This window comes from Haloferax marinum (genome assembly GCF_009674625.1).
Lineage (GTDB): Archaea > Halobacteriota > Halobacteria > Halobacteriales > Haloferacaceae > Haloferax > Haloferax marinum.
The window spans coordinates 133865-154977 of sequence record NZ_WKJQ01000001.1 but is presented as its reverse complement, the minus strand read 5'-3'; the positions used below and the strand labels follow the sequence as shown (position 1 = coordinate 154977).

At 62.1% G+C, this 21113-nt stretch carries 18 protein-coding genes and 1 tRNA gene; 5 read left to right on the top strand and 14 right to left on the bottom strand.

Translation table 11 applies throughout. From position 1 onward, the window contains the following. Positions 1-33 precede the first annotated feature (33 nt). The 3 genes from GJR99_RS00775 to GJR99_RS00765 all read right to left on the bottom strand — a co-directional run bounded on the left by GJR99_RS00775 (position 34) and on the right by GJR99_RS00765 (position 2852). Positions 34-924 carry a dihydrodipicolinate synthase family protein gene (locus GJR99_RS00775; protein WP_151108773.1) on the bottom strand — a complete coding sequence of 297 codons (891 nt, stop codon included), beginning with the start codon at positions 922-924 and terminating at the stop codon, positions 34-36. 75 nt (positions 925-999) lie between these two features. Continuing rightward, positions 1000-1425, bottom strand: a complete 426-nt coding sequence (locus GJR99_RS00770) for a DUF2267 domain-containing protein (protein WP_151108772.1) — start codon at positions 1423-1425, stop codon at positions 1000-1002. Positions 1426-1544: 119 nt separating this feature from the next. After that, positions 1545-2852: an MFS transporter gene (locus tag GJR99_RS00765; RefSeq protein ID WP_151108771.1), complete on the bottom strand. Its 1308-nt coding sequence runs from the start codon at positions 2850-2852 to the stop codon at positions 1545-1547. A 204-nt stretch (positions 2853-3056) separates the two neighbouring features. Here GJR99_RS00765 and GJR99_RS00760 point away from each other — a divergent pair, with 204 nt between their 5' ends. Continuing rightward, a complete protein-coding gene (locus GJR99_RS00760; RefSeq protein ID WP_151108770.1) occupies positions 3057-3305 on the top strand; it encodes a hypothetical protein in 249 nt (82 codons plus the stop codon). On the opposite strand, the gene GJR99_RS00755 is transcribed toward GJR99_RS00760, so the two are convergent. Next, entirely contained in the window at positions 3306-3536 is a 231-nt protein-coding gene (locus tag GJR99_RS00755; protein ID WP_151108769.1) for a hypothetical protein, read from the bottom strand. Between the two features lie 252 nt (positions 3537-3788). Then, a tRNA-Lys gene (locus GJR99_RS00750) sits at positions 3789-3862 on the bottom strand. A gap of 133 nt (positions 3863-3995) precedes the next feature. On the opposite strand from GJR99_RS00750, the gene GJR99_RS00745 reads away from it, so the two are divergent. After that, positions 3996-5453, top strand: coding sequence for a DHH family phosphoesterase (locus GJR99_RS00745; RefSeq protein ID WP_151108768.1), 1458 nt, complete (start codon positions 3996-3998; stop codon positions 5451-5453). Positions 5454-5486: 33 nt separating this feature from the next. Here the strand turns inward: GJR99_RS00745 and GJR99_RS00740 are convergent, their stop codons facing one another. The 5 genes from GJR99_RS00740 to GJR99_RS00720 form a co-directional block, all read right to left on the bottom strand. Next, positions 5487-5780 (bottom strand): PRC-barrel domain-containing protein, encoded by a 294-nt coding sequence (locus GJR99_RS00740; RefSeq protein ID WP_058570725.1) that lies wholly within the window; start codon positions 5778-5780, stop codon positions 5487-5489. Between the two features lie 126 nt (positions 5781-5906). Then, positions 5907-8108 (bottom strand): LUD domain-containing protein, encoded by a 2202-nt coding sequence (locus GJR99_RS00735; RefSeq protein ID WP_151108767.1) that lies wholly within the window; start codon positions 8106-8108, stop codon positions 5907-5909. Further along, entirely contained in the window at positions 8101-8604 is a 504-nt protein-coding gene (locus GJR99_RS00730) for an LUD domain-containing protein (protein ID WP_151108766.1), read from the bottom strand. The genes GJR99_RS00735 and GJR99_RS00730 overlap by 8 nt, the downstream gene beginning before the upstream one ends. Before the next feature lie 159 nt (positions 8605-8763). Beyond that, positions 8764-10581, bottom strand: a complete 1818-nt coding sequence (locus GJR99_RS00725; protein ID WP_151108765.1) for an Nramp family divalent metal transporter — start codon at positions 10579-10581, stop codon at positions 8764-8766. A 123-nt stretch (positions 10582-10704) separates the two neighbouring features. Beyond that, complete coding sequence (locus GJR99_RS00720; RefSeq protein ID WP_151108764.1) at positions 10705-11346, bottom strand: helix-turn-helix domain-containing protein; 642 nt, start codon at positions 11344-11346, stop codon at positions 10705-10707. Positions 11347-11717: 371 nt separating this feature from the next. Between GJR99_RS00720 and GJR99_RS00715 the strand changes: the two genes are divergently transcribed. The 3 genes from GJR99_RS00715 (at position 11718) to GJR99_RS00705 (ending at position 17302) form a co-directional block, all read left to right on the top strand. Further along, positions 11718-13463: an L-lactate permease gene (locus GJR99_RS00715; RefSeq protein ID WP_151108763.1), complete on the top strand. Its 1746-nt coding sequence runs from the start codon at positions 11718-11720 to the stop codon at positions 13461-13463. 102 nt (positions 13464-13565) lie between these two features. Beyond that, positions 13566-16643, top strand: coding sequence for an FAD-binding and (Fe-S)-binding domain-containing protein (locus GJR99_RS00710; RefSeq protein WP_151108762.1), 3078 nt, complete (start codon positions 13566-13568; stop codon positions 16641-16643). A 290-nt stretch (positions 16644-16933) separates the two neighbouring features. After that, positions 16934-17302 (top strand): hypothetical protein, encoded by a 369-nt coding sequence (locus GJR99_RS00705; protein ID WP_151108761.1) that lies wholly within the window; start codon positions 16934-16936, stop codon positions 17300-17302. Positions 17303-17463: 161 nt separating this feature from the next. Here GJR99_RS00705 and GJR99_RS00700 read toward each other — a convergent pair whose 3' ends face one another. The 4 genes from GJR99_RS00700 to GJR99_RS00685 all read right to left on the bottom strand — a co-directional run bounded on the left by GJR99_RS00700 (position 17464) and on the right by GJR99_RS00685 (position 21106). Beyond that, complete coding sequence (locus GJR99_RS00700) at positions 17464-18177, bottom strand: hypothetical protein (RefSeq protein WP_225317583.1); 714 nt, start codon at positions 18175-18177, stop codon at positions 17464-17466. A 139-nt stretch (positions 18178-18316) separates the two neighbouring features. Continuing rightward, positions 18317-19468: a pyridoxal phosphate-dependent aminotransferase gene (locus GJR99_RS00695; RefSeq protein WP_151108760.1), complete on the bottom strand. Its 1152-nt coding sequence runs from the start codon at positions 19466-19468 to the stop codon at positions 18317-18319. 84 nt (positions 19469-19552) lie between these two features. Then, positions 19553-20392, bottom strand: coding sequence for a helix-turn-helix transcriptional regulator (locus GJR99_RS00690; RefSeq protein ID WP_191967047.1), 840 nt, complete (start codon positions 20390-20392; stop codon positions 19553-19555). 237 nt (positions 20393-20629) lie between these two features. After that, complete coding sequence (locus GJR99_RS00685) at positions 20630-21106, bottom strand: GIY-YIG nuclease family protein (protein WP_151108758.1); 477 nt, start codon at positions 21104-21106, stop codon at positions 20630-20632. Between the last annotated feature and the right edge of the window lie 7 nt (positions 21107-21113).

The window sequence follows — 21113 nt, the reverse complement described above, 5'->3', positions numbered from 1 at the left end:
CAGAGGAGAGTAACCGACACCTGTAATGGCCGCTTAGTCAGCCAGACCAGCGACGAGCGTCGATATCTCCTCGGCAACGTCGTCTGGAACCGGCGTGAGTGGCGGTCGAACCTCGGCCGACTCGATGACGCCGCGGTGTTCGAGACCGACTTTCGCAACTGTCGCGAATCCGTACTCCATACAGTAGCCGAACAGGCCGGGGAACGCGTCTTGTTCGAGTTCGAGGGCGGATTCGGTCTCGCCTGCGAACGCCTCGTCACGAATCTCGGCGAACACCTCGGGAACGACGTTCGAGAGCGCGTTGATACCGCCGTCGCTGCCGGCGTGGACACCCGAGACATAGTGCTGGTCGTAGCCTTCGAGGAGCGTAAACTGGTCGTCGGTCACTCGGAGGAGTTCGAGGAAGTAGTCGAAGTCGCCGCTAGAGTCCTTGAGACCGACGACGGCGTCGTTCTCAGAGAGTTCGGCGACCGTCTCCGGTGCGATTGGTTGGCCGGTGCAGGCGGGGATGTTGTACAAGACGAGCGGAAGTGGACTCGATTCGGCTATCATCTCGAAAAATCGTAGGTCGCCCGCCGGTGTGGGAGCGGTGTGGAAGTACGGTTGCGTGAGGAGCACCGCGTCAGCGCCGACGGAGGCGGCGAACTCGATTCGGTCGGTCACGGTGGAGCTGTCCGTTCCTGCGACACCGGCGACGACGGGGACACGGCCATCGGCAGCATCGACGGTCGTCTCGACGACCGTTCGGAACTCCGCCCGTGAAAGACTCGCGAACTCGCCCGTCGTGCCGCAGGGGACGACACCGTCGATGTCGCGGTCGACGAGCCAGTGGACGAGGGCTGTGAGACTGGTTTCGTCGACGGTTCCGTCTTCGAACGGTGTGACGAGTGGACAGAGTACGCCACTAAACGTGGGTTCAGACATGTGGTCTCCCCCTCACACCGTGGGGTTTTTGACCTTTCTCTGGTGGCCGTCGAGAGTCGTCTCTCGGTGGGGTCCCTACGTTTCGTGCTCGCTCCACCCACCGCTGTCGACGACCGCGAAGAGTTTGCGCCAGTTTTCGTCGGCTTCACTCTCGGGCAGTTGGTCACGCAGTTGCTGCAGGTCCGAGGGTGGGACGAGGGTCCCTACGAGGTCCACGATGACCTGGGCGTGGTACGCTGCTTTCGGTGGGTCTTCACCCTCGATATCGCTGACTCGCGAGACGAACTCCGACCAATCGAAGCGCTGACCGTGTTCGTGGACGGCACCGGTCAGGTACCACTTGATCTCTATCGGGAGCGACGCAGCGAGGTCTTCGGCCGACCCCTCCGGGATGCGCTCGCCGAGCGTCATCAGTGTCGCGCGAATCGCACGGACGGTCTCCCCCGTTCCGGGGAGTTCGAGTCTGTGTTGTATCTCTCCGGTGAACTCGTCGAAATCCATCGTCCTTCAAATGTTGTACGGTTGCCACGAACGTAAATCGAACAGGTTGGCGCACGCAGAGGTGAACGGTTATATACGAAGACGAGGCCAGAGCCGACACGCGAACGAGGTTCCCCTGCTCACCACTGTGTTAGCGCGCCAGTTCCGTGGGACCACACGAGGACGCCGAGGAACGCGAAAACACCAGTGAGAGCAGACGCGCCGCCGACGTAGAACACCCACTCCATACCGAATTCGACCATGAGGAACCCGCCCAGAAGTGGGGCGACGACGCTACCCGGTCGCCAGAGAAGTTCGCGAATGCCGAAGCTGCTGGCGACGCCTTCGCCGCCGGTTCCTTCGTCTGCGAAGAGTGCCATACTCGCGGGTTCGCGGAGACTGTCGGCGACACCGAGCAGTGCTGCGAGGCCGACGAGTGGGAGGAATGCCGGCGAAAGCGGGCCGAGAATCGGGAAGGCGGCCGGGAGAGCGAGTGCCCCACCAATCGCCGGCGAGAAGGGAACAGCGAGAGCGACGAGACCGTAGAGACCGCCGCCGACGAAGACGAATCGTGCGCGTCCGTACCGGTCAGAGATACGGCCGGTGTACGGTTGACAGAGCATATTGGTGAACTTCTCCGCGACGACGGTGGCAGCGACGGCGGTGACGCCGTAGGCGAGGCCACCCGACGCCGCAGAGACACCGGCGTAAATCGGAACCCACGTCCGAACGAGCGTGACGGCGACGGCGTACTGCACGCGGAACGTCGCCATCGTCAGGATGCGTTCGTTGAGCGCGAGGTTCGTGAAGGGAAAACCGTGGACGGTCGTCTCGTCCGGCGGGAGGAACACCCAGATGGCGGCGACGGCGATGGTCAACAGAACCGTGATGACGACGAAAACCGGTGTGAACCCGAACGCGTCGTAGAGGAATCCGGCACTGAGACTCCCCAGGATAGACGCCGCGAATCGGGCCGCGTTCGCCTTCCCGATGTGATTTGCACGCGTGCCATCGCGGGCGAGTTCGCCGACGAGTGCGAGTGACATCAGGCCCGCACCGGTCACCGCGATGCCCTGTGCTGCACGGGCGACGACGAACGAGAGGCTCGAATCGACGAGCGGGAACAGCGCGTAGACGACCGCACCGAGACCGACGGTCCCCGCGAGAACGAGGCGTTTGTCGTATCTGTCACCGGCCCACGCCAGCGGAACGACGGCGACGGTCTGTGCGAGCGTGAATCCGGTCGTGTACATCCCGATGACGAACCCCTTCGAGAGCGTGAGGCCGCCGAGTACGAGCCCACCGATGGCGAGTTCTGGCAACACCACTGCCGTCGGATTCAGGTCGTTGATGTACTTCGGGAGGAGGGTCACGAGGGTGATGAATCCAAATCCACCGGCGAATCGGGTGAGATAGAGGGCCCAAAACCTGAGGCGGGTGCGGTCCATGGGTGGAATCCGGGTAACCGCCGAAAAGAAGTTCCGAAACGCCTGTCCGAGTGTGTCACTCGGCGAACTGGCTGTCAGAAGCGACGTCGAGAAGCGACGTCGACACCGGTGGTGTCTGTGAGCGACCGCTGAACTTCTCGAATCATGTGAGTACCCATTGATAGTAGGGATTCGATTTTTGGTCTATTCGAACGATGCGTTAACATGGAACAGTACGGCAGCAACCCGCTGGTTGAGGGTGCCGAAACACGGTTGGTCAGAATCGAGCGAGCAATGAACGACCACGGCGCGATGATGGTACGCGTCGTCGGGAGTGGTGAACTCAGAACGGTGGTGGAGTACGCTTCGCCACAACTCCGGGCGCGACTCGAACAGGCACGCGCGGGGATGGAGATGCCCCTGCAGATGGCACACTCACCGGGACGCGGAAACTCGTGGGTCGCCTTCGAGTAATCAGGGGCCGAGCAGCATTTTTGCACCCGTGGCGACGAACAAAAAGAGGACGACGAGCACTGCGCCTCCGACGACGTCGGCGCCGAAGAGGACACCAAAATCGGGGGTTATCGACGCGACGAACCGGTCCAGTTTGAAGTGGTCGCCGACGCCCATGGCGAGTCCAGCGACCATCGCCACGAGGAGCGTGATACCGACGAGGACGAGTTCGGTTCGGTCGCTCTGGTTCATGGTGTATCGCTCTCTGTGAGTGGGGATAAGTCGTCCGGCGATGCGGGGCTACTCGCTCACCACGTACCTGAGACGAAGAGACCCACGGGTCGTCGAGTAGGTTCGGGAAGGAAGGAAGTGGGCCGGACGCGATTTGAACTCCACTCTCTCCGCTCACGACGTTCGCTCCGCTCCCTAGTTCAAATCGCGCAGTCGTAGCACAAACGAGTGGAGCACTCGTCACTGACCGAGTAATCTTGGGAAGGAAGGTAGTGGGCCGGACGCGATTTGAACACGCGACCGTCTGATTAAGAGTCAGACGCTCTGCCTAACTGAGCTACCGGCCCTTGCAATCTCCCGTAACCCGTGGTAGGTAAAATGACTTTCCTTTCTGTACGACGACGGCAGGGACGCACACACCCACTGAGAGGTAACAAACGGGTGGTGTTAAGTGTCGTCCGGGCTGAGTAGCGGGCAACAATGAGTGCAGGGGTCAGTGTCTCTTCGATGTCCACGTATGCGATTCTCGGCTGCGGGAGCGTCGGGCACGCTGTGGCCGAAGAACTGACGGATGAAGGAAAAGATGTCCTCATCCTCGACAAGGACGAAAGCCGCGTCGAAGCCCTGCGCGACCAGGATTTGAACGCGCAGGCGACCAACATCGCCGAACCAGAACTCGCGGACGTCGTCGCAGACCGGGACGTCATCCTCATCCTCTCGTCTGACGTGGAAGCGAACAAAGCGGCAGTCTCGACCATCCGTGACCGAGGTGACGACCAGTTCATCGTCGTCCGCGCGTCGGACCCCGTCTCCGAAGACGAACTGACGACGCTCGGCGCAGACGTGGTCATCAACCCCTCGGAGGTCATCGCGGACTCCGCACTCCGGAGCGTCGAGTCGGGCGAACTGGAGTACAAAGCCCGGCAACTGGCCGACATTCTCCGTGAGACCGACCACGGGATGGCCATCCTGACGCACGACAACCCCGACCCGGACTCGCTCGCGTCGGCGATCGCACTGCAGGCAATCGCCCGAGAGTACGACATCGAGGCCGACATCCTCTACTCGGGCGACATGGGCCACCAGGAGAACCGCGCGTTCGTCAACATCCTCGGCATCGAACTCACCCCGCGGTCGGACGCGAAACCGCTCGAAGAGTACGGGGCGGTGGCGCTCGTCGACCACATGAAGTCCGGGATGCCCGACCTCGGCGCGGCCGAAATCACGGTCTTCATCGACCACTTCGAACCCGACGAAGGAATCGACGCCCGATTCACCGACGTACGACCGAACGTCTCCTCTACGTCGACCATCCTCACGAAGTACATCCAGGAGTTCGACCTCAGCCCCTCGAAGGCCGTCGCGACGGCGCTCCTGTACGGCATCCGCGCCGAGACGCTCGACTTCAAGCGCGATACGACCCCTGCGGACCTGACCGCCGCCGCGTATCTCTATCCGTTTGCCGACCACGACACACTGGAGAAAGTCGAGTCGCCGTCGATGTCGCCCGAGACGCTCGACGTGCTGGCCGAAGCAATCCAGAACCGGGAGGTACAGGGCTCGCACCTCGTCTCGAACGCCGGATTCATCCGTGACCGCGACGCGCTCACGCAGGCGGCCCAACACCTGCTGAACCTCGAAGGCATCACCACGACGGCCGTCTTCGGTATCGCGGACGACACCATCTACCTCGCCGCGCGGTCGAAGGACATCCGCATGAACATCGGGAAGATTCTGAGTGACGCCTTCACCGGAATCGGCGAGGCAGGCGGCCACTCTACACAGGGCTCTGTCGAGATTCCGCTCGGTATCTTCACGGGTATCGAGTCGAACGACGACAACCGTGACACGCTCTTACAACTGACCGAAGAAGCAGTAAAGCGCAAGCTCTTCCGTGCGATGGGTGTGGAGGGCAGCGAGAGCGGAAACGGGAGTTAATCGACCGTCTCTGTACGAAACGGCCGACGAACCTCAGGCGAGGAGTGACTCTTCGTCTTCTTCTGGATTCTTCAGTCGCTCGATGACGTCGTTGATGAGGATGACGTCACCGACCGCGCGGACCCATCGATACGGGATGAGCACGCCCTTTCCAGGTTCGATTTGGTTTCGGAACAGTTCGTTGTTCAGCGCCGTCAGTGCGAGGCCAGTCACCGTCTCGTGGTCTAAGTCGAGGCGGACGTCTTCGACCTCACCGACGAACACACCGTTGTTCGAGTAGACCTCACGGCCTACGAGCGTCGTTATCTCTTCGGGCGTCCCGTCCATATCCGCCAAATTGGGATGCCGGGTCTTAATAGTTCGTAGCGTTCGGCACCGACCGCAGACACGCGGCAGACAGACGTCGGACACCGACTGTAAAAATCGACGAAATCGCTCCGACCTGGTGGTGGACTACCGACCCGGCGCGATGAGTTCGACCGGATGCTGCGTCGGCCGCCGGAGGAGCGAATCGAGCTGTTCGAGACACGACGTGCCGCTCGCGACGACGGTTCTGTCGTGCGTTTCGTCGGTCTGGAACTGGCGTTTGAGGTCCGACCCCACGTCCATGCTCAGTTCGTAATACTCCGACTTGTAGCCGAACGACCCCGCCATCCCGCAACACTCGACGTCAGAGGTCGCGACGTCGTATCCGAGTTCGGCGAGGACGGCCTCGGTGTGGCCTTCGAGGCCGAGGGTTCGCTGTTGGCAGTGACTGTGGTAGGCGACCTTCTCGCTTTGTGTCTGTGCGAGCGCGTCCGCGTCGGCCCCGTTTTCGAGGAGGCCGTAGACGTACTCCATCACCTCGAAACTCTGCTCCGAGAGTCGCTCGAACGACTTCTCCGAGAGGAACTTCTCGTACTCGGAGTCGAACATCGCGAGGTCAGACGGTTCGATGACGACGATGTCTCGACCCTCGTCGATGTACTCCGCAAGCCCGGCGTACACGTCGTGGGCGTGGTCTTCGGCGGTGGCAATCATGCCCTGCGACAGCGGTGCGCGACCAGACGAGCGAACGTCGGGAACGACGACGTCGACGCCGAGTGCTTCGAGTGCTCGGACGGCGGCCTTGCCGCGTTCGACCTGCACGTGATTCGTGTACACGTCGGGATAGAGGACGGCGGTTCGCGTCGGGTTCTGGACGCGGGAGTCGCGCGCGTCGAACCAATCTTTCAGCGTCTCGCGCTGGAACGCGGGGAGTTCACGTCGGGCGTCGATACCGAGCGTTCGCTCCATGAGGTTCCGCGAGACGGACGACTGGGCAACCCAGTTAGAGACGGGTGCGAAGGCGCTTCCGACCTTGGCGGCCGTCTCGAAGTTGCCGAAGAAGCGCTTTTGGAGACTGACACCACCGGGTTCTTCGTCGGGAGTGAGGCCCTCGACGAGCCAATCGACTTCGGATACCTCGCCGTGGTTGACTCTGTCGCGGACGACGGTGTTTATCCACGGGATGTCGATGTTCACCGGACAGGCGGTGGTACACCGACTGCAGCCGGTACAGAGGTCGTTGAACTCGGCGGCCGAGTCGAGGCCTTCGACGCCCGCTTCCCACCCGGTGCCGATGCCGCCTGAGTAGGTTTCTCCACCGAAGGCGTGGCCGCCGACGTGCTGGAAGTTGGCGCAGACGTTCGAACACGCCGAACACCGGATGCAGTAGAGCGTCTCGCGCAACTGGTCGTCGTCGCGCATGGCCAACCGACCGTTGTCGATGAGGACGAGGTGGAACTCACGGTCGGTCTCGCCTTCGGTAATCGGCGTGTCCGGGTCGGAGAAGTCGACCGTTGGCGACTCCACCGGCGGCGTCAGAAGCGAGATGTACGAGGTGATGTTCTGCCCCGTGCCCGACTTTCCGATGAGTTCGATGAAGGGTTGGAGGTCTTCGACAGACGGGATGACCTTCTCGACACCGGCGACGGCGACGTGCGTGTCCGGAACGACGGCCGTCTTCCGGGCGTTCCCTTCGGACGTGACGAGCGCCATCGTCCCGGTGTCGGCGGTGATGAAGTTCGCGCCGGTCATGCCCACGTCCGCGCCTTCGATGAGTTCGCCGAGGTGCTCGCGCGCGAACATGGTGAGTTCTTCTGCCGTCTCCAGCGGTTCCTCCGGTTCGAACGTCTCGTTGAACAGGTCGGCGATGGCCTCACGCGACTTGTGGATGGCGGGGGCGACGATGTGCGAGGGCGCTTCGTCGGCGACCTGCAACACCCACTCACCGAGGTCCGTCTCTACGACGTCGATGTCTGCCGACTGGAGTTCGTCGTTGACCTCGATTTCTTCGGAGGTCATCGACTTCGACTTCACGACGCGCTCGGCGTCGTTGTCTTCGCACACCTCGCGGACGTAGCGATTGGCGTCCGCCGCGTCCTCGGCGATGTACATCGTCCCGCCGTTCGCCTCGATGGTCTCTCGGAGTTGGTCGAGGAGGTCTGGCAGGCGCTCGATGGCGTCTTCTTTGATGGCCCGTGCGTCGGCCTTCAGTCCCTCGTAGTCGTCGAGCGACTGGACCGCCTCGTACCGCCCCTCGTTGAATCCGCGGGTACTCGTGTTGACGGCGTCGCCTTCCGTCTCTATCAACTGCCGAATCTTCGCGGCTTTCGCTTCTCGTGACTTACTCATCGAGAATCACCACGTGAACGTCTTTGGGACCGTGTGCACCCTTCACCAGTGCACCCATGTCTGCGGTGGCGCTCGGGCCGGTGGCGATGATTGCGGAGTCGTGCCCACTCCGGAACTCCTCGCCCACCCACTCGAACGCGTCGGCCATATCCGAGACGATGTCGGATTCGCGGAGGACCGCGACGTGCAAATCACCGAACAGACTCACAGGCTCCGTGCCGTCGGGTGTGCCCTGCACGACGACGCTCCCATAGTCTGCAATCGCGATGCCGACGCCCGTGACACCCGCTTTCGCCGCGCGAAGGTCTGCAGGAGTCGGGTCGGTGTTTACCCACGACGGCAGTTCGACGCCGTCGTAGGGCAGTTCGACGCCGACGGTCGGGTCTGCACAGACCTCACGGAGGACGGCAGAAAGTTCCGACGGCGACGTGTGTGTCCAGCCCACTTCGAGTCGTTCGAGAGAGTCCTCGAACGTTGCAACCGTGCCGGTTGACATAACACGAAATTTCTCGTTACAGCTAATCGTTCTTCGGGTTCAAACATCAAAACACAGCGTGCCGGTGGCGAGGTCGAGGGTAGCGTACTGGTGGCGAGGTGGAGGGTAGCGTACTGATGGCGAGGTCGAAGGCAGACTACCGGTATCGAGGTCGAGGGCTTACGAGAACCATCCGGTCGCTTCGTCGGCGTCGGCGACGGTGCCTGCGGCGTCGCGCTTGCCGGCCGCGGATTTCCCGACGGTGTACCCCTGGACGAGCAGGTACGCCGCCCAGAGTGCGTACCCGCCGACGCCGCTTCCGAGGATGGACGGTGCTGTCTCGAAGGCGCTCAGTCCGAGTCTCGACAGCGTCGTGCCGATGAGAAGGACACTGAAGTAGCCGTAGAACCCCGTCGCCCACCACATCGCAACGACACGCCCCCAACCGGGTTGGATGTGTTCGGGGAGTCGCGTCGTGTTCATCACGAGGACGAGCGCGGTGTAAGGCCACATCATGACGCCCGACATCGCCGCACCCACGACGAGGAAGAAGAACGGTTCGCGCCCCTCGAACGGCGAGGTGAAGACCAGGATGATGACGACGCCCCAGAGGCAAAACGCGGTGAGCAGTCGCCAGAAAAGCTTCGGGAGGTCCCATCCAGCCTCGCGGCCGTAGGCTTCGTAGAGTGCGTCCGCGCTGTTGCGGACGAACGATTCGACGATGGCGTACTCGGTGGTGAACAGTGCGACGAAGAGGATAGCGAAGACGAGGAACGACCCAACGGGGCCGAGAACCGGGACGACGTTTCCAAGCCACATCTGAATCGCGTCTGTCGTCGTCCCCGGTGCGTACCGGATGGCGACGCTCATCAGCGCGGGGGCGACGACGAGTAGTCCGACGACGAACGTCAGGAAGTGTTCGAGTTGGACGACCCGCCACCACCCGCGCCACCGGCGGAGGTTCGTCACCGTCGGACGGAACGTGAACCCGTCGCGCTCGATCGGTTCGGGGTCGTCACCGCGAAGCGGGTTCTTCACCCGGCCCTGGTAGTTGCCCATCCCGTAGCCTTTCTCTCGCATCCACAGACTCTGTGAGAGGTTGAGGTAGCCACCCGCACCGGCGAAGGCGAGCCCACCGAGGAAGACGGCGATATCGATTCCCTCCGGGAGTTCACCCACTGCCTGTGCAGCGTCGGGGACGTTGGCGAACTCGACCCACGACCCGGTGACGGCGACGAGCATCAGTGTCGCCCCGATGGCGACGAACAAGAGGCCGATTTGGAACACTTCGACGGCGTTGTACATGACCGACGACGTCTGATACGAGAGCCAGATGGCGGCCATCAAGCCGACGGCGATGAGTTTCCACGTCGCGATAGAGAAACCGAAGACGCCAACCGACCCGCTCAACCCGAGGGCCGTCGTGCCCACCTGTGCGGCACCGGCGGCCCACCCAGGCCATCCGAGACTGACCAGGCCGCCGACGAGGAACGCCCACGGCCAATATGTTCCCACGCGCGCGAAGGCGCGGAAGATGCTCTCACCCGTCGCGAGCGTCCAGCGCTGCAGTTCCGTGTTGATGACGAACTGCGTGAAGACGCCGATGATGAACGCCCAGAAGACCATCCACCCGAACTGCGCGGTCAAGACGGGCCAAAAGAGCGTCTCACCACTGCCGAGAGAGGCACCGAGCATAATCGCAGATGGACCCACGACGTGCCCGACGCGAGGGACACGCGGGAGGTCGGTGAGGCGGAACGACCCGCCAGTTCCCTGTTCTGGATACTCCTCCGTCTCGGGAGACTCGGTCAAGTCGTCGTATCGAAGCGGGAGATACCACGTGCCGCGATACTGCTTCCCTTCGACTTCCGAGGCGTAGACGTCGTCACCACCGGAGAATCCCGGTGATTGGTCGTCGTCGTGTCTGTCGTCTGGGGGGGCAGTCGATTCGCCCGGTGAGGAGTCGGAGATGTCCGCGTCGACTCGGCTATCGCTCATTGGGAGCCACACTCCGAAATGAGTCCGTCATCCGGGGAATCGGTTGACATCAGACCGTTGGCCGAGAATCTGGACTGACGCGCCATAAATTCGTAGGGTGCCGACGCTCCCTTCGACTGGCGCTCACCCACCGAGGAAGTGCCAGATGTGTCCACGTTCTTCTGGCGGGTCGACCCCTGGAAGTTGTTTCAGTGCCGGTTGAATCGCGTTCCACCACCCCTCTGGCGATTCGAACCCAGCGGGATAGTCGTAGTAGACGTCGCGGAGGAAGTTCGCCTTCTTCGCCTCTGGGTGGTCGGTCAGATATTCGTACGCGGCAGAGAGTGCTTCGCGTCGCGCGTCCAGCATCGGGCCGCTTCCCGGCAGGTCTGCCTGTTCGATGGCGGCCGAGATTGCAGGTGGGTGGTCCGAACCTGCCTCTTCGGTGGCAGTCCCGGCGTCACCCGTCGTCTCGGCTGTCGAACTGTCGCCGACGGCGCTCGAAGAAGCAGTCGCCGCGTGCGCGTCGCCGGTCAGCGGAACCCACCAGACACGACTACGAGCGCCGACTTTTCTGGTCGCGAGCTCACCGCCTTCTTCGAGTTCGTTCAGTTTGTTGTGTGCAGTCCGGCGGGAACAGTCGAGAGCCTCCATCACGTCGGTCGCAGTGAGTGGACGAGCGGCGTCTTCGCGGGCGCGGAACACCGCCAGAACGTCGTCCAACTCGATGCGTCCCACGTACTGTCCGTGTTCGTTTCGGGAACGCGCGCGAGACTCCTCCTCCATGGTTCGACCTCTGCACACGAGGGTAAAAGCCTTTGCACACATGTGCAACTCCAGTTCACAGGAGTACACTGGCCAATTCACACGAATATACTGGGTGCTCAGCCGACTGATTCACGAAATACTATCGAATTCGAAAACGTCAGCGAGAGCGACTGAAGGGGCTAAATTCTCGTTTCAGCCCTCAATATACAGGATTGCAGTCGTGTGCACTGGCTCGTCGAAGGCAAGTTCGACGAGGCAACGAAACTGTCACGAATAGAAACCAACGATAGATATTTATCACAAAAGATGTGATGGTCGTTCCACGATGCACCGCATCAGGCACGAATCTGGAACGGAAATGGCTGGAACGAACTGCGGGGGTGAACAGCATGGTTAGTGCGACCGACGCACTCATCGCGCTGTTGCCACTGCTGACAATCGCGTATCTCATGGTCGGTCGGTATTGGCCCGCGACACGGGCGATGCCGGTTGCGTGGATCGTCGCGATTGGCGCTGGTATCGTCGGCTGGGGCATGACGCCGACGTGGATTGCGGCCGCGACGATTAACGGGTTCATCACGGCAGCGAACATCCTGTACATCGTCTTCGGTGCAATCCTGCTTCTGTACACGCTCAAGCAGACGGGCGCGTTCGACTCGATCAACAACGGGTTCGCGTCCATCAGTGAGGACCGCCGCGTGCAGGTCGTCCTGCTCGTCTTCCTCATGGGCTCGTTCATCGAGGCCGCTGCCGGCTTCGGGACGCCCGCAGCTATCGTCGGTCCGCTTCTCGTCGGACTCGGCTTCCCGCCGCTTGCCGCCGTCGTGGTCGCCCTCACGGGGAACCTCATGGCGATTACGTTCGGTGCAGTCGGGACGCCACTCATCATCGGGATGATCGACATCTTCGAGGGTGTCGAATCGATTAGCACCACAGTACTCGGTGCCGGAGGCTACGAGTCTATCGCGGCGTGGGTCAGCCAAATCGCCGTCTTCGCGGCGATGAGCCACGTCATCGTCGGCATCATCCTCCCGTTCATCGGCGTCGCCATGATGACGCGCTTCTTCGGTGAGGAGCGCTCGATCAAGCCGGCGCTCGAAGTACTTCCCCTCACGCTGTTCGCGTGGGCGTCGTTCTCGGTTCCGTACTTCCTCACGGCGTACTTCCTCGGACCAGAGTTCCCAGGGCTGCTCGGGTCGATGGTCGGCCTCGCCGTGACGGTCAGCGCGCTCAAGGCTGGCTTCTTCCACCCGGACGAAGAGTGGGACTTCGGTCCCGAATCCGCATGGCCCGACCACTGGGTCGGTGACATCGAACCCGGCGAGTCGACGAGCGGCAACGCCACCGTCGCCGCCGACGGTGGGTCGGTGCAGTCCAGCATGCCCGCATCTGCCGGGCAGATGTCGCTGCTGAAAGCGTGGACGCCGTACGCGCTCGTCGCGCTCCTGCTCGTCGTCACGCGCGTCGTCGACCCCGTCAAGGCCTTCATCACCATGGACCTGTTCACCGTCGGATGGAGCAACATCCTCGGGACGGGACTCGGAAACGACTTCGCGTTCCTCTACCTGCCCGGTGCGGTGTTCATCGCCGTCCACCTGGTGACGATTCCGGTCCACGGAATGGACAGCAAGGATATCAAAGCGTCGTGGAGCGAGACCATAGAGAAGGTCGGACCTGCAGTCGTCGCACTGCTGTTCGCCGTCGCGACGGTCCAGATTATGCTCCAGTCCGGCGCGGCGACGGGCGACGACAGTATGCTCATCGTCCTCTCGGAGGGCATGGCAGGCATCGCTGGTAGTGCGTACCCGTTCTTCGCCGCGTACGTGGGCGCGTTCGGCGCGTTCCTCGCAGGGTCGAACACCGTCTCCGACATCCTCTTCGGCACCTTCCAGTACGGTGTCGCTGACCAGATTGGCACGCCCAAGACGGTCATGCTCGGCGCACAGGCAGTCGGTGGCGCTATCGGGAACCTCATCGCCGTCCACAACGTCGTCGCTGCGCTCGCAGTCGTCGGCCTCGTCGGCGAGGAGGGTCGAGTCATCCGTCTCGAACTCATCCCGCTGGTCTACTACGGAACGTTCACTGGCATCCTCACGCTGCTGTTCAGCTACGTGCTGTTCCCCGGCGTGTTCTAACCGGTGGACGTTTCCACGATGCACCGTTCGCAAACCAAAGACACACCCATCCGAGGGTGTCTTTATTGTTTCAGACACATCGACTTACTAGAGAGCTAATCAATGGCATCCAACACGCACGAAGCGGCCGCAGACCCCTCGCTCGAGGGCAACTACGACTACGTCAACGACGAGGTAGAACGGCCGGGGATGGTCGAAGACCTCGAATCCATCGTCGAGGGCGACGTGCGATTCGACACCTATTCGAGAACGCTGTACGCCACAGACGCTTCGGCGTACGAGAAGATGCCCATCGGCGTCGTCATGCCGAAGTCGACGGCAGACGTGGCGGCGGTGATGGAGTACTGCGCGGAACGAGAGATACCCGTTCTCCCGCGCGGCGGCGGAACGAGTCTCGCCGGACAGACGGTCAACGAGGCGGTCGTTCTCGACTTCGTCCGTCACATGGGCGGTGTCTCCGACATCGACCCCGACGCGCGGACGGCGAGTGCAGAAGTCGGGGTTCGACTCGGTGAACTGAACGAGGAGTTGGCTCCCCACGGCCTGAAGTTCGCCCCCGACCCGGCGTGGGGTGACCGCTCCGCGCTCGGTGGTGCTATCGGGAACAACTCGACCGGTGCGCACTCCCTGAAGTACGGGAAGACTGACTACTACATCGAAGAACTCGAAGTCGTCCTCGCAGACGGGACGGTGACGACGTTCGGTGAGATGAGCGTCGACGAACTCCGCGAGGCGGCCGACCCAGACGGGTCGCTCGAAGCCCAAATCTACGCGCAGGTCGTCTCGGTTCTCGACGACGAGGCAGACGAGATTTCGGAGCGATATCCGGACCTCAAACGCAACGTCTCGGGATACAACCTCGACATGCTCGTCGACGAGATGCGCGGCGAGCGACGGACGCCCGACGACACCGGCATCGACGACGAGTGGGAAGCAGGGCGCGTCAATCTCGCCCGCCTCATCGCAGGGAGCGAGGGAACGCTCGCCATCGCCACGGAGGCGACCATCTCACTCGAGACGATTCCGGAGACCAAATCTGTCGCGTTGCTCACCTACGACGACGTCATCGACGCAATGCGCGACGTTGCGCCCATCCTCGAACACGAACCCGCGGCCGTCGAGGTCATGGACGACGTGCTCTTGGACCTCGCCCGCGACACGGCCGAGTTCACAGACGTCGTCGGGATGCTCCCCGAGGGAACGGACTCGACACTCCTCGTCGAGTTCTACGCAGACTCCGACGAGGAAGGAAAACAAAAGGTAGCGAATCTCGTCGCAGACCGACTTCCCGACACCACCGAAACCGAGTTCGAACCGGACGGCGGGGCCGACTCAGTGACGGCAAACGACTACGTCGCGACCGACTTCATGGAGGCTCACGACGCAGACACCCGCGCGAAGTTCTGGAAGATGCGCAAGTCGGGACTCCCGATTCTGCTCTCGCGGACGACCGACGAGAAGCACATCGCGTACATCGAAGACACCGCCATCCCGGCGGAGAACCTTCCGGCGTACGTCTCTGACTTCCAGGACATCCTCGACGACCACGACACCTTCGCGTCCTACTACGCCCACGCGGGCCCAGGCGTGCTCCACATCCGCCCGCTCATCAACACGAAGACAGTCGAAGGCGTCGAGACCTTCGAAGCCATCGCCGACGAAGTGACCGACCTCGTCGTGAAGTACGGTGGGTCGGTCTCCGGCGAACACGGCGACGGGCGCGCCCGAACGCAGTGGAATCGCAAACTGTACGGTGACCACCTTTGGAACGTCTTCCGCGACCTGAAGACGGCGTTCGACCCCAACTGGATACTCAATCCGGGGAACATCTGTGGCGACTACGATATGACCGAGAACCTCCGGTTCTCGCCCGACTACGACCTCGACGCCGGATTCGACCCCACACTCAACTGGGACAACGACAACGGCTTCGAAGGCATGGTCGAACTCTGCCACGGCTGTGCTGGCTGTCGAGGCCAGCAATCCACCGTCGGCGGCGTCATGTGTCCGACCTTCCGTGCCGCCGAAGAAGAGATTCAGGCGACGCGTGGTCGTGCCAACATGCTCCGTCAGGCGATGAGCGGTGGCCTTCCCGAAGACGAGATGTTCACCGACGAGTTCGCGCACGAGGTGCTGGACCTTTGTGTCGGGTGTAAGGGCTGTTCGAAAGACTGCCCGAGCGGCGTCGACATGGCGAAGATGAAAGCCGAGGTGGTCCACGAGTACCACCAGCGCAACGGGTCGAGTCTCCGCGACAAGATTTTCGCCAACATCGACTCGCTGTCCGCACTCGGGTCGACGTTCGCACCGCTGGCGAACACCGCGACGAAGATTCCCGGTGCGCGAACGGTGATGGAAAAGACCATCGGCATCGCCAAGGAGCGCTCGCTGCCGAAGTTCCACTCGACGAGTTTCGTCGACTGGTTCGAGTCGCGCGGTGCGACACAGGTCGCAGAGCAACAAGCCGAACGCAAAGTGCTGTTGTTCCCAGACACCTACACGAACTACAACCACCCCGAAGTCGGGAAAGCCGCCGTCGAGGCGCTCGAAGCGGCGAACGTCCACGTCCGCGTCCCCGACGGTGTCGCCGGGTCCGGCCGACCGCCGCACTCGAAGGGCTTCCTCGACAAGGCACGTGACGACGCACGGCAGAACGTCGACGTCCTCGCCCCGTTCGTCGAAGACGGGTGGGACGTCGTCCTCTGTGAACCCTCTGACGCCGTGATGTTCCAGTCGGACTACCTCGACTTGCTCTCCGGCGACGACGTCGAGGCAGTCGCCGCCAACTCCTACGGCATCATGGAGTTCTTCGACACGTTCCGACTGGACGAGTCTCTCTCGTTCCTCCCGCAGAACGACTACCTGACGTACCACGGCCACTGTCACCAGAAGTCCACGAAGAAAGACCACCACGCGGTGGGCGTCCTCCGCCGTGCGGGTTACGACGTCGACCCACTGGACTCGACGTGTTGTGGGATGTCCGGGTCGTTCGGCTACGAAGAAGAACACTACTCCATGTCGATGGCGATTGGCGACATCCTCTCGGACCAGGTCGCAGAGAGTCCGGGCGACGTCGTCGTCGCACCGGGTGCGTCGTGCCGGTCCCAACTCGAAGACATGGGTGTCGACGAAGAACCGCCGCATCCGGTCGAGATGCTCGCCCGCGCTCTCGAAGCGTAGGCGGCCATCCACACGTGGGCGGTCATCCACACGTGGGCGGCCATCCATAACCACCTCCTCTCGAACGGAGGTCCCGTTCGGTACTCGAAGCTATCACCGTTCGGTCATCTGACGGCGCCCCCGTTTTTTCTTCAGAAAATTACGACAAACGTGAGGACTGGACAGTCTTCAACGTGTGATTATTAACCCGGATTTCCACCGGAATCCCCGAGACGTATCGGAATAATAGGATGTTTTTGCTGAATAACTCGTTCGTTACAAAGCGGGTCGCCGTCGTCGTGTATTCCGTAATGTCAGTGTTGTCAACAGTTATTCGACTTGGGTCACGTCGACGCATCGCCATCTTCGTCGCGTTGATGGTCGTCGGTTCGATGGTCCTCTTCGTCGGCCCGGCAGCGGCGCACAATCCAGCGTGTAAGATTCCAGGGCAGGGGAACGGCGAAGACGAGTACGCCTCACCGCACTACCCATACCGTCCAGACGCGGACAGTCCTGCATCACAGACCGCGTTCGACCACAACCCGAACCTCCGAGACCCGGTTAGAGAAAAGAGCTTCCACCCCGACCACGCCAACTCGATTCACAACGAAATCGACGAGGGGAACCTGAAAGCACCCCGTAACAGTGGCGAGAACTGCCACCCAAACGCCGAAAATTAACCCTCGATACTCGTCTCGATTTTTGTGCGTCGTCCCGTCGTTAGAGACTGTCCAGTACGGTGCCGAACGCGTCCAGTGCCGCACGAGAACGTGCACTCCGACCGACAGAGCCGACTCGCTCACGACACGCACCACTACAGAAAAATAGGTTTCGAGAGCTGCTACACGTCGAGAAGTTCCTTTTCACGGCCAGCGGATTCCACTCGCTCCTTGATGCCGCGGAGCATTCCGCGTGTCATCACGAACGACACCGGGTCGAGTACTAGCTGACTCGCGACCCGTGCAACCGGGTTGTCGGGTAACCGAATCCGCGAGCGAACGACGAGTCGAGTTTCCGTCTCGGAGACCGGGTCGAGGACGAACGACCAGACCCACCACGGCGGTTGGTTGGGGGTTTTGAGCACGAGTGCGCGCTCGGCGCTGATTGCCGCGACTTCGAGGTGATTGTCGGGGCCGAGTCGAACCGTGTCACCGATGGAGATGTCCTGATACTCGTCGATGATTTCGTCGGCGTTGTGGATGTCGAGACCAACGAGGTTCTCTGCCCACTCGTAACTGTAGAATCCCCCACGGCCTTGACCGAGTTGTCGAAGCCACGGCCAGATGTCCTCCGGTGGGGCGTCGATGCTGATGACCATCGTCGATTCACCGTCGGGTTCTGGAAGCAAGGCGTCGCCGGCCATCGGTCGCCTGACTTCTGTAGGCGTCGCCCCCCAGTTCAGCATTCGGGGCCGGATGACCGTCCAGTAGGTGACCACGGCGAAGACAGCAGCGAGGAGTCGTCGAGCACGGCGTCTGCCGGTCTGTCTCCGAGATATTTCGGGGACCGATTCGTCGATTTGTCGTTCCGCTGTAGAGACTGATACGTCACTCATCGCACCGTGTATCGATGGGTTGTATCCACATAGCAACGCACGTAGATTCTCGTCTCCTGAGACCTCTTCCCTCCGTCTTACAATATTCGTGACTGTCGTGGAACCGAAGCGTTCGTGTCACGAACTCGGTCAGAGCGGTTCAGTTCACCAAGTCGTCCAGCACGTTTCCGAACGCGTCCAGTGCGGCGTCCATCTCGTCGGGAGTGCCGCCGAGTGCGATTCTGAACGACTCGGGGTCGTCGAAGAACCGACCAGGAACGACGAGGACACCTGCCTCCCACGCTGCGTCGACGACTTCGTCGCCGTCGAGTTCGTCGTGTGAGAGGAACGCGAACGTCCCGCCGGAGTGGATTCGGCCGGAGAGCGTCGGTCGGTCTGCGACGAACGACGCCAACCGGTCGTGGTTCTTCGAGAGTTGGTCGCGGGCCGCGGTCGCTATCTTCTCGCCGTTGTGGAGCGCGCGGCGTGCGAGTTTCCGACTCGGGTCGGCAACAGATGGGTTGTACATCGACACCGACCGGGCCCGCTCGACGAGTTCGGGCCCGGCAATCATCCACCCGATTCGGAGCCCTCCGAGGCCGTGGAACTTCGTGAGCGACCCGGTAGTGACGACGTTCGGGAGACCCGCAGCGGAGACACCGCCGAACGGCCCATCCTGCGCCGGCGCCACGTACGGGGCGTACACCTCGTCGACGAGGAGGTGGCCGCCGGAATCGGCCGCGACACGTGCCATCTCCGCGAGTTCGACACGGGAGGCGAGGCGGCCAGATGGGTTGTGTCGGTTCGTGACGATAGCGTAGGCGAACGACTCCGACGCTGCGGCAGGGATTCGCCGTGGTTCGATGTCGTAGTCGTACTCCGGCGGCCGAACGTATCGGTCGACGCGAGCACCCAGCGCCTCAGGAACGGCACTGAGCGGTTCGTACCCCGGTTTCTCGACGAGCACTTGCGGTCTGTTCGTGCGCTGTTCGTCGTCAGCCTGGTCGTCTTCGGCCTCCTCGAGGTCGTGGGCAGCACGGTCCAGTAACGCACAGGCCGCGAGGTAGTTCGCGCTCGACGCGCCGGCCGTGACGAGGACCCTCGACTCGGGGACGTCGTACCGAATCGCGAGTTGCTGTTCGAGCGTCTCGGTCTCGTCTTCGGGGTCAGGAAGGCCTTCGAGGACGGTCGGAACGACACCGCCGTCGTCGGACGTCACTCTGAGGTCGCTCGTTGCGAGGTCGTACGTCGCTTCGTCGACACGCCTGCGAATCCACTCCAGATAGGGAATCGGGGGAAACGTCGCGGTCATTGCCACCACTTCGACCCGACCCTCGTAAGTCGTTGGGGTCGGCCCGTAACCGCTGGACGACGAAGCAAGAGTGGACGGTGAGAGTTACTCGTCGGCGGCGGCGTCAGCGTCGGTTTCGGCCGCGGTGTCGGTGTCGGTTTCGGCGTCGGTCGAGAGTGGGAGGGAGTCCGACTCGTTCCACCAGCGGTCGAGTTGGTCGTGTGCCCACGCCACCGCGTCGGGCGAGTCGCTGGAAACGACACCGGCGAGACGGCCCGCGTCGTAGAGTGCGAGGACCGCGACAGACCGCCGGGGAAGTTCGAAGACGAAAAGCGAGTACGGAAGCGTATCGGTCGTTCGTAGCGTGAACGAGTCGGTCCCCAGGAGTTCGGCGAGTTGTGGACGACGCGTGCCGATGAGTCGTCCGACGACGTCCGCTGTTGCGACGAGAGAGACGGAAACGTCGTCTTCGACGACACGCTGGTAGTACAACTCGACCTGTGCTTCTGCGGACTCTCGGACACACCCGCGAATCGACGTCGCACCCTCGATAAACGAGCGCAGTTGGTCGAGTGGTCGCTCGTCGTCAGGGGACGCAGCGACGACGGCACTGCCGCCCCTGACCATCACTGGGTCGACCGCTATCTCTGATGGCAACGACTCGAGTGCACCAGCGACCGACCCGATTTCGTCTAACTCTTCGACGAGAGTCGTGTACGTCTCCAGCGCCAACCGACCGGACAGCGTCAACGTTGCGACGCTATCTGCGACCTCGACGAACTCGGCACGTTCGAGTTCGTGAAGACCACGGTCGATTGTCGACCGGGATACCGACAGGTCGGCCGATAGGTCGGCCGGTGATTTGCCCTCCCCAGAGAGCGCAACGAGTATCTCTGCCCTCGACCTGAGTACGTCGAACACGTCACTGTGGTCGGGCGCAACCATGTCAACATCCATGAACGTCGAGGTATTTAAATTGGTTCAGAATCGGCAGTCTGTGTATAAGTGATAAAAACATTTATATACTAGTGTTCAACTCGTGAAGAGATTAGTCGAGAGATGAGGTAAAGTCACTTCGTCGTGTATAGTATCACGCCGGGGTGCCTCTGACAACCGGCTACACTGCCAAACCGGGGTGCCCGGTCCGGTTTGGGCAGTCGAAAGGGGACTGGACTTCCCCTTTCAAATTTTCCGACGAAACACCGATTCGACGAGCGACGCCGCTGTCTCGACGTCGTCGAACCGAGCGAGATGTGCTTCGCAGTCGCAGTCTGACGACCCAAATCCAGAGAGAGCGGCCGCATCGAGCGCAGACGCGACGGAGCACTCCACGTCGTGGTCGGTGGCACAGACGACGCGAGCGAGTTCGACGTCGGTATGCCCGCCGAGATAATCGACGTGCCAGTGCCGGGCGTCGTGGTCCCCAGAAGCGACGCGGCGATGTCTGAGCACTCGTCGGAGTCCACCTGGTCCGAACGCACTCCCCACGTAGACGTATCCGCCGGCGTCGAGTTCGCACTCGCCGAGCGCACCGACTTCGATGGTCGTTTCGGGGACGCGAAAGACGAGCGCGTACGTCCCTCGGGGCGAACGTGTGTCCAGTTCGACCGGGTCGTCGTCAGTGCCGAGGTCACCAGGTGCGAGCGAGTAAACGGTCACAGGAGTC